The following is a 7697-nucleotide window of genomic DNA, read 5'->3' on the forward strand; positions in this document are numbered from 1 at the left end:
GCACGTTCACGTCGCGGTTGATGTGGTGAATGAGCGTATTTCTCAGTTTCAGGGTTTCCACGTCGTCGAACTGGGTTTCTCGGGTGGGGCGTTTTTCCGGCGGAATGGTGCAGTCGTAGATGATATGGCTCGGCGACTGTCCGAACACCAGAATGCGGCTGGCGAGAAGCAGGGCTTCGTCCACGTCGTGGGTGACGAAGAACACGGTTTTCTTGGGCTCGGTTCTGGCCCAGAGTTCGAGCACCAGATCCTGAAGCCGCGCACGGGTGACGGCGTCGAGCGCGCCGAAGGGTTCGTCCATGAGCAGCACGGGAGGATCCACGGCAAAGGAACGGGCGATGGCGCAGCGCTGCTTCATGCCGCCCGAAAGTTCCTTGGGCAGCTTGTCGAACACGGACTCTTCGAGACCGACGTCGCGCAGCTTTTCCAGCGCCGTTTCCTTCCAGCGCTTTTTTCCGGCCTCGGGAAAGCGCTGCTCGAGGGCGAGCGTGATGTTTTCTCCCGCGGTCATCCAGGGAAAGAGGCCGTAGTCCTGAAAGACCATGCCGCGGTCGAGCCCCGGTTTTTCGATGCGCCTGCCTTCCATGACGATGTCGCCCTTCGTGGGATGCTCAAGCCCGGCCATGAGGCGGAGAAATGTGCTTTTTCCGCAGCCGGAGGGGCCCAGAAGACACACGAAGGAACCGGTGTCCACGGCAAGGTCGATGTCGTCCAGAATGAGACGTTCCGGGGTGTAGCCGAATGACAGATGATTGATGAGAATGTCCTTCATAAGCACTTTGCAGCAAAAAGACGGATCAGCGGAGCATTTCGAGGAAGGCTTCCATGCGGACCTTCAGCTGTTCGGTGTCGGCCGGGGAATAGTCGGTGACCACCTGCAGGAAGGGAAGGTGCAGCGTTTCCCGCACGAAGCGCTTCACCGACCAGGATTCCACGTCGTAGGTCTGGCAGCCCTGCCAGGTGAGATCCACCACGGCGTTGACCTGAAATTCCCGCGCGAGCTCTTCGAGGACTGCGTAGCGGTTCGGATTGGGCGACATGACCGCACAGGGCGTGTCGAGGTAGCGCGAGGCGAGCGCTTCCAGCGGATCGGCGTTTTCGTCGATCATGAGACGCACCTTTTTGTAGCAGGAACAGTTGTCCAGGCAGACCACGCTTGCGCCGCATTCTTCCATAAGCTGCACCACCTTGTGGGAACCGAGCCCTATGGGAACGCCGGTGAGAAGGATGCGCGGCGCGGATTCGGCAAAGGGGCTTTCGCCGTCTGCGCCCACTTCGCGGGCGATATCCTCCAGAAGTTCCGAAGCCTTCTCCCAGTCCGGCACGAAGGAGGCGCGATGCGCGATTTCCATAAGCTGCATGCCGGAAAGAGGCGAAGGTTTGCGCTTTGCCAGATCGAGCACGCTTTTCAGCGCGCGGCGGAAGCGGTTGGCCGTGCGTATGGCGCTTCGCAGTTCCGCTTCCCCTATGGAAACGTGGAAGCGCTGTTCAAGTTCCCGCACCAGGCGTTCGTACTGCTCCTTCCAGTAGCGGAGCGCGGATTCGTTCTGAATCTGCGGCAGCTGCAGGATGAACATGGGCTTGCGTTCGGCCAGAAGCTCAAACATCTTTTTCTTGCCGTCGCAGGTGGTGTCGGCAATGACGATGTCGGAGGCGGCGAGATACGGGCAGCTGTCCTCAAGGGCAAAGCCGAAGCTGCTCTTGATGAGCGGGCAGAGCGAGCGGGGCAGCATGCTCTCTGCGGCGGGAATGGAGTCGTTTTTCGTGCCGCACAGCGACACGGGCACGGCCCCGGCGGCGAGCGCTATTTCCAGAGGGGAGTATATGCAGTACTGGCCGACGACCTTTTTTCCGGCCTGCTTTGCTTCCTGAAGGGCCAGAACGTTGCGGTCGGTGATGTTTTTGAATCGTTCGATGCTGGGATGCGTCATGAGTTCCCCCTATGGGCGCGCGGCAATGAGCGCCGCGCCCAGAGCTCCGATGGTTTGCGGTTGTTCGGCAACGTTGATTTCTGTGCCGAGCTCTTCGGCAAGACGGGCGGCAAAGGCAGGCATGGATGCGAGGCCGCCCGTGAAGGTGTACTCGCCGCGGCAGGCGATGCGCCGGGAAAGCGTGACCATGCGTCTGGCCAGCGAGCGGAACACGCCGGCGGCCACGTCTTCGGGCTTGGCGCCCTGCGCGAGAAGGCCCACGATTTCCGTTTCGGCAAACACGGCGCACATGCTCGAAATGTCCGTGGGATGGCCTTTCGCGGCGGCTTCGTCGAGCTCGGGAAGGTCCATGCCCAGAATGCCGGAGAGCACCTGAAGAAAGCGTCCGGTGCCGGCCGCGCACTTGTCGTTCATGACGAAATCCTGCACGAGACCGTCGGCGTCCACGGCAATGGCCTTGCTGTCCTGCCCGCCGATGTCGAGCACCACGCCGGTGCGGGGAAAAAGATGCACGGCCCCGAGCGCGTGACAGGTGATTTCCGTGACGCTTTTGCTTGCAAAGGGCAGGGCGATGCGTCCGTAGCCCGTGCCGACGATGCGCCTGAGAGACGAGCGTTCCACGCCGGCCGCCGAACAGGCCCTGCCGAGGGCTTCTTCTCCGGCCTGACGGGGATTCCACCCCGTGGGAAGAACGGCATGGGACAGAATGGTTGAGGACTGTTCGTCCAGAATCACCGCTTTCGCGGCCACCGAGCCTACGTCAACGCCAGCCACCGGCATGTATTTCTCCTTGTCTTGCCCGCCGCTTCGACGGCCTGAGAAGCGTCGGAGCGGCGGCGTGATGAGTTACGGACGGATGACCTTGTCGGCCAGGTCGAGACTGGTGACGATGTCCAGCATGTTGGTGGTCTCGCCGACCTGCTTCTGTTCGGTGAGATGGAAGAATTCCAGGCAGGTGCCGCACACGAGAATGCTCACGCCGGAGGCTTCGAGCTTTTTGAGGGCGTCGAGGGCCTTGCCGGGCGTGGAGGCGAGGCGCACGCCGCCGTTGACCATGACGATGCGCCACAGCTCGTTCATTTCGGGCAGCGTGGAGAGAAAGTTGCCCATGAGCTTGGCGCCGAGCTCGTCGCTGCCGGAGCCGATGACGTCGGAGGTGAGCAGCACCAGCGTCTTGCCGGAGCGGGGCGCGCCGGCTTCGGCAATGATTTCTTCGGCCTTGGCGCAGTTGATGCCGGCCTTGCGGCCGCAGACCTTCCATTCGGAGTCGCCGGTCTTCTTGATTTCCGCAACGTAGCCGGAACGGCTGAGGAAGCGGCTGACGTTTTCGGTGGCGGGCACGTTGTCCACGCAGACGTCGATGGCGTCGGGGGCGTCTTTCAACGCGTCGCGGGTACGGATGACGGGTTCGGGGCAGGCCAGACCACGGCAGTCGAGAGAAACGGACATGGAACCTCCAGAGAACAGCGTTACAGGGTGAAAAACGCGCGTCCTGTGTGAACGCGCGGCGATGTGCGGGCTTCTCCGAACCAAGAGAGAGTGCGGAATGCCTTCGGGCGGCCGCGCATCGGATGGATGAAAAAAACGGGATCGGATCTTCGCGCGGCGTGTTGTGCGGATATGGCGGCATGACGGGCGCGGAGCGGGCAAGGGCGCAAAAAAAGCGCCCTTTACGGAATCTGCGACCGGAAAGAGCGCTGGAACGGCGAAAATCGGAATCGAAAAATTGAGAATGATGCCGTTTAATGTCCAAGAAAGAAACTCTTCCTGTCACAGAGGAAGAGAATTCAGGTGAAGGGAAGCTTGAACATGGACATCATCATGGCAAAAAACGGCAGACTTCAGCAGGTCTGCTGAGAGGACAGAGGGCGTTTTGAAATAAAATATTTCGACGGGATGGTTATTCCACAACTTGATGAAGCTGTCAACGAAGTACAGTTTTGTGTAATTTTTTTACCTAGTTGCGAATAAAATCACATGTCTTTCGGGCATGGTTGCAACATGGCAGCAGCCTGAATGGGTTGACGAAGCGTCGCCCATGCAGAGGGAGCTTTCGGCGAAAGGCGGACGCTCGACATCCGGCATCGGGCCGTGCTGTCGGGGCGGCATCGGCCCCCGGCCCGACGGGGGAGAGGTGCGATTTCAGAAAAACACGCGTGTCCGGCAGCCGTCCGGCAAAGGGAGGCGACGCCTGCCGTGAGGGAAAGAGACGCTCGAAGGCGACGGGGAGTCTGACGCCTGGCGAACGGAAGGCGCAGATGTGCCTCCAGCTCTGCTTCGCCGTGGGCAGCTTGCTCCAGACGGGCGCGGAAGGGGGTTGCTGCGTCAAAAACGCCCGCCCGGATGGCGGGCGTGCCCCTGTCGCGCGGAAGGCTGTCCGACTCGTCTGCCATCTTTACCCGCAAGGGACTTGACCTAGGCGCGCACGAAAAGCTGTGCAAGCGGCGGATATGAGGCCGCGGCCCGGTGACTTCATTCCGGCGCGCGGAAGGCGGGGCATCACTGCCGCTGCATTCTTTTTTTAGATTCTTGGCCTGTGCGCGCGGAAGGGGACTTGCTTGCGTCCGGCGCAGGGGCAGTTTATAAGAGCCGCATGAGTTTGAAACCCTTGCGCATCATGACTGTCGGCAGGCCGCACGCGTCGTTCTGGAAGGACGCCTCGGCCCATTATCTGGAACGCCTTTCCCGCTGGCGGCAGGTGACGGACACCGTCATCCGCGATTCTGATCCTGCGCTTCCGGTCAGCCGGCGCGTGGAGGATGAGGGAAAGCGCATCCTTGCGGCTCTGACGCCGCAGGATGTCGTGGTCTGTCTCGATGAAAAGGGGCGTTCCATGACGTCCCGGGAGTTTTCCCGCTTTCTCGACGGGCTTTCGTCGGACGCCACGCGTCGCCCGTGCTTCATCGTGGGAGGGCCGTTCGGCCTGCACGAAACCGTGAGGCAGAAGGCGCGGCATCTCATAGCCTTCGGCCCGCAGACCTTGCCGCACGAGCTGGCCCGCGTGGTGCTGCTGGAGCAGCTTTACCGCGCAGAAACGCTGCTTCGGAACATGCCGTATCATCACGATTAAGGAAAGAAGTGCGCGACCGACGAAGAATGAAGCGGTACGGCTGACGCAACGTCGGCGCGGAAGCGCTCGTCGCGCTTCTGTTCCTTTGCCTGCGGCGCACACGTCTTCCGTTCGGGATGGCCGGGGATGTCGGCGACCGTTCGCCCCAGTTTTTCCGGGAAGACTCGGGGAATCCGCCCGCAAAAAGGGATGCCGCTGCCGGAAGAGATAATTTCCGTCTTGGCTTGTGAGCCTCGCCCGCAGGCGGGCATCGGAAAGGCACTGTTTTCCTCCCCGGGCGGCGTGCGAAATGTGACGAGAGTCCGCCCGCGGCACGGAGAGGCGCAAATGAAATTGTTGTTCCGACCTGCCGGGGGGATTTCCTCCAGGTCGTGAGCGGAACGTGCCCGGACTTCTTTCGGGATTCTGCCTGGGCGACGCCTTCCGCCCTGTCGTCCGCGCCGTCGGCGCGCAGGTGGGAGGAATGCCGCTTCCGGTTCAAGCCGGGGAAAGGTCGGCGGCGCGCCCGGCACGTAAAAAGTGACTCCCCGCCGTGAATCACGCGGCAGCGGAAGGCTTCTTTCCTTGCAGCTCTGCCTGTGCCGTTGTGGCAGCGGGGCAGAGGCAACGGCACAGAAGAAAAAAGACGATTCAGAGTGCGCGCCAAGTACAAACGCGCGCAGCGTCAGGCTCCGGCGTCGTGCCGTTCTGCGCCTTCAGCCCAGGTCTGACCATCCGGCCTTGCCCGGCTTTTGTGGCGACGTCTCATCCATGAGCCACCGCCGCCGGAACAAATGACGGCTGTTCGGTCCAGCACTCTTCGCCCGCCATGCGCCGCAGCTCGGCTTCCCGGGATCTGGCGTCCAGCGGACGGCACAGCGTGAAGGTTTCGTTGTTGCGTATTTCCTTGGACACCTGAAAATGCTGGGCCGCACGCGCGGCAATCTGCGGCCAGTGCGTGATGACGAGAAGCTGACGGCGCGAAGCCAGGTCATGCAGCCTGTCGGACACGCGGTTCAGCGTCATGCCGCCCACACCGGCGTCCACTTCGTCGAAAATAAGGGTGGCGTCCTCGTTGGTGGACTGCACGCCCACCACGGCCAGAAGAAAGCGGGAAAGTTCGCCGCCCGAGGCAATTTTGTCCAGCGGCTGCGGGCGCTGGCCGGGATTCGGAGCCCAGAGCAGACGGTAGCGGTCTTCCATGCAGGCGGGGCAGATGACCTTGACCTTGTCCTCCACCTGCGGCCACAGTTCGTGAGGCGTGCATTCCGGTTCCACGCGCACCTGGTCGGAAAAGCCGAGCCCGGATAGTTCCTTTTCCAGCGCGGCGCAGAAGCGCGCGGCGGCCTCCCGGCGCAGCTCGTTGCATTCCTCAAGCGTTGCATGAAGTTTTTTGGCGAGTTCGCGTTCCTGCTTTTCCAGACGGTGCAGATCCAGCCCGCAGGCGTCCAGAAAGGACAGGTTTTCCGTGATCTCGTCGCGAAGGCGCAGAATTTCGGGAATGCTGCGGCGCATGCGGCGCTTGAGCTGCGAGAGCTCGTAGAGACGGGCTTCCAGCTCGTCGGGATCGTATTCGCAGTCGGAGGAGGGCGTGCTGCGGAAGCGCCGCGTCAGTTCCCGGGCTTCTTCTTCAAAGTTGAGCAGCGCGTCGAGGGAGGGCGAAAAGCTTTCGTCGTCCTGACTCAGCGAGTGCAGAATTTTTTCCAGTTCCCCGAGAAGGGCGGCAAGTCCCGCTCCCTCGCCTCCGAGCATGAGTTCCAGCCCCTGCTCGTACTGCGCGCGCAGATGCTCCACGTTCTTGAGCTCGGCGCGCGCCTGCTCCAGACGCTCTTCCTCGCCTTCTTCGGGCGCAACCTTTTCTATTTCCTTCTGCTGCATTTCCAGCAGCTCCCGCTTCTCGCTCAGCATGTCCATGCGTTCCAGCAGCTTGCGCCGCTGTTCGCCCACGTCCTTGAGCTCTCGCACCAGGGCGTCCTTGCGGCTGACGATGGAGGGATCGGGCAGGAAGGCGTCGATGAGCGCCGCCTGATAGGAAGGTTGAAGAAGACGCTGCTGCCCGTGCTGGCTCACATGAAAGAGCAGCGCGGGGCGCAGCGCGCGCACGGCGTCCTGCGAGGTAAGAGAGCCGTTGAGGAAAAAATGACTGCGCCCGGACGCGGCGGACAGTTCCCGGCGAAGCACGATTTCCTCTTCGCCCTCGGGGCCCTGACGGGTGAACAGGGCCTCGACCTGCGCCTTGTCCCTCCCGGGACGCACCATGTCGGTGGCGAGCCTGTCGCCGAGAACGAAGTTGATGGCCTTGAGAATGAAACTTTTGCCGGCGCCGGTTTCACCCGTGAGAACGTTCATGCCGTCCCCGAATTCCAGTTCCATGTCGTCGATGAGGGCAAGGCCGCGTATGCGCAGATATTCCAGCATGCTGTCACCAGAAAAAAGGTTGCGGGGGACAAGCCCCGATGGAACATCTTTCGTTGAAAAAACGGGAAAAGTCAAGATTAAATTTATTTTTGCTTCAACTAAAAATTGATTTATCAGGAATGATTGTGCAGCAAGGTTGAGACTTGCGGCGGGAGCGTGTTTTGGGGCTCGGGCGAAGAGTGAAGAAGCCGGGCGGGGTGTTTTGGAGAGTGCAGCGGCGGAAGTCCGTCCAAAATCGGCACGAGAATGCGCGCGAGGCACGGGAAGAGGAGTCGGACACAGGCAGGAGGGAGCGCGGA

General features: G+C 61.6%; 6 protein-coding genes. 1 reads left to right on the forward strand and 5 read right to left on the reverse strand.

What is annotated here, in order from left to right; genetic code table 11:
* From ACZM96_RS08465 to yedF, 4 genes are all read right to left on the reverse strand, one after another.
* On the reverse strand, nucleotides 1–772 hold a 772-nt coding region (locus ACZM96_RS08465), incomplete at its 3' end, for an ABC transporter ATP-binding protein (protein ID WP_489488515.1).
* A 25-nt stretch (nucleotides 773–797) separates the two neighbouring features.
* Nucleotides 798–1931: a double-cubane-cluster-containing anaerobic reductase gene (locus ACZM96_RS08470; RefSeq protein ID WP_489488517.1), complete on the reverse strand. Its 1134-nt coding sequence runs from the start codon at nucleotides 1929–1931 to the stop codon at nucleotides 798–800.
* Between the two features lie 9 nt (nucleotides 1932–1940).
* On the reverse strand, nucleotides 1941–2711 hold the full coding sequence (locus ACZM96_RS08475; protein WP_489488519.1) for an acyl-CoA dehydratase activase: 771 nt from the start codon (nucleotides 2709–2711) through the stop codon (nucleotides 1941–1943).
* 66 nt (nucleotides 2712–2777) lie between these two features.
* A complete protein-coding gene (gene yedF, locus ACZM96_RS08480; RefSeq protein ID WP_489488521.1) occupies nucleotides 2778–3380 on the reverse strand; it encodes a sulfurtransferase-like selenium metabolism protein YedF in 603 nt (200 codons plus the stop codon).
* 1144 nt (nucleotides 3381–4524) lie between these two features.
* Between yedF and ACZM96_RS08485 the strand changes: the two genes are divergently transcribed.
* Nucleotides 4525–5001, forward strand: coding sequence for a 23S rRNA (pseudouridine(1915)-N(3))-methyltransferase RlmH (locus tag ACZM96_RS08485; protein ID WP_489488522.1), 477 nt, complete (start codon nucleotides 4525–4527; stop codon nucleotides 4999–5001).
* A gap of 744 nt (nucleotides 5002–5745) precedes the next feature.
* On the opposite strand, the gene ACZM96_RS08490 is transcribed toward ACZM96_RS08485, so the two are convergent.
* Entirely contained in the window at nucleotides 5746–7398 is a 1653-nt protein-coding gene (locus ACZM96_RS08490) for a DNA repair protein RecN (RefSeq protein ID WP_489488524.1), read from the reverse strand.
* Nucleotides 7399–7697: the final 299 nt, after the last annotated feature.

It is taken from the genome of Mailhella sp. (assembly GCF_057866825.1).

Excerpts from the sequence above, each read along its gene's own strand:
- ACZM96_RS08470 (WP_489488517.1), bottom strand. The coding sequence starts at position 1,931 with ATGACGCATCCCAGCATCGAACGATTCAAAAACATCACCGACCGCAAC.
- ACZM96_RS08475 (WP_489488519.1), bottom strand. The coding sequence starts at position 2,711 with ATGCCGGTGGCTGGCGTTGACGTAGGCTCGGTGGCCGCGAAAGCGGTG.
- yedF (WP_489488521.1), bottom strand. The coding sequence starts at position 3,380 with ATGTCCGTTTCTCTCGACTGCCGTGGTCTGGCCTGCCCCGAACCCGTC.
- ACZM96_RS08485 (WP_489488522.1), top strand. The coding sequence starts at position 4,525 with ATGAGTTTGAAACCCTTGCGCATCATGACTGTCGGCAGGCCGCACGCG.
- ACZM96_RS08490 (WP_489488524.1), bottom strand. The coding sequence starts at position 7,398 with ATGCTGGAATATCTGCGCATACGCGGCCTTGCCCTCATCGACGACATG.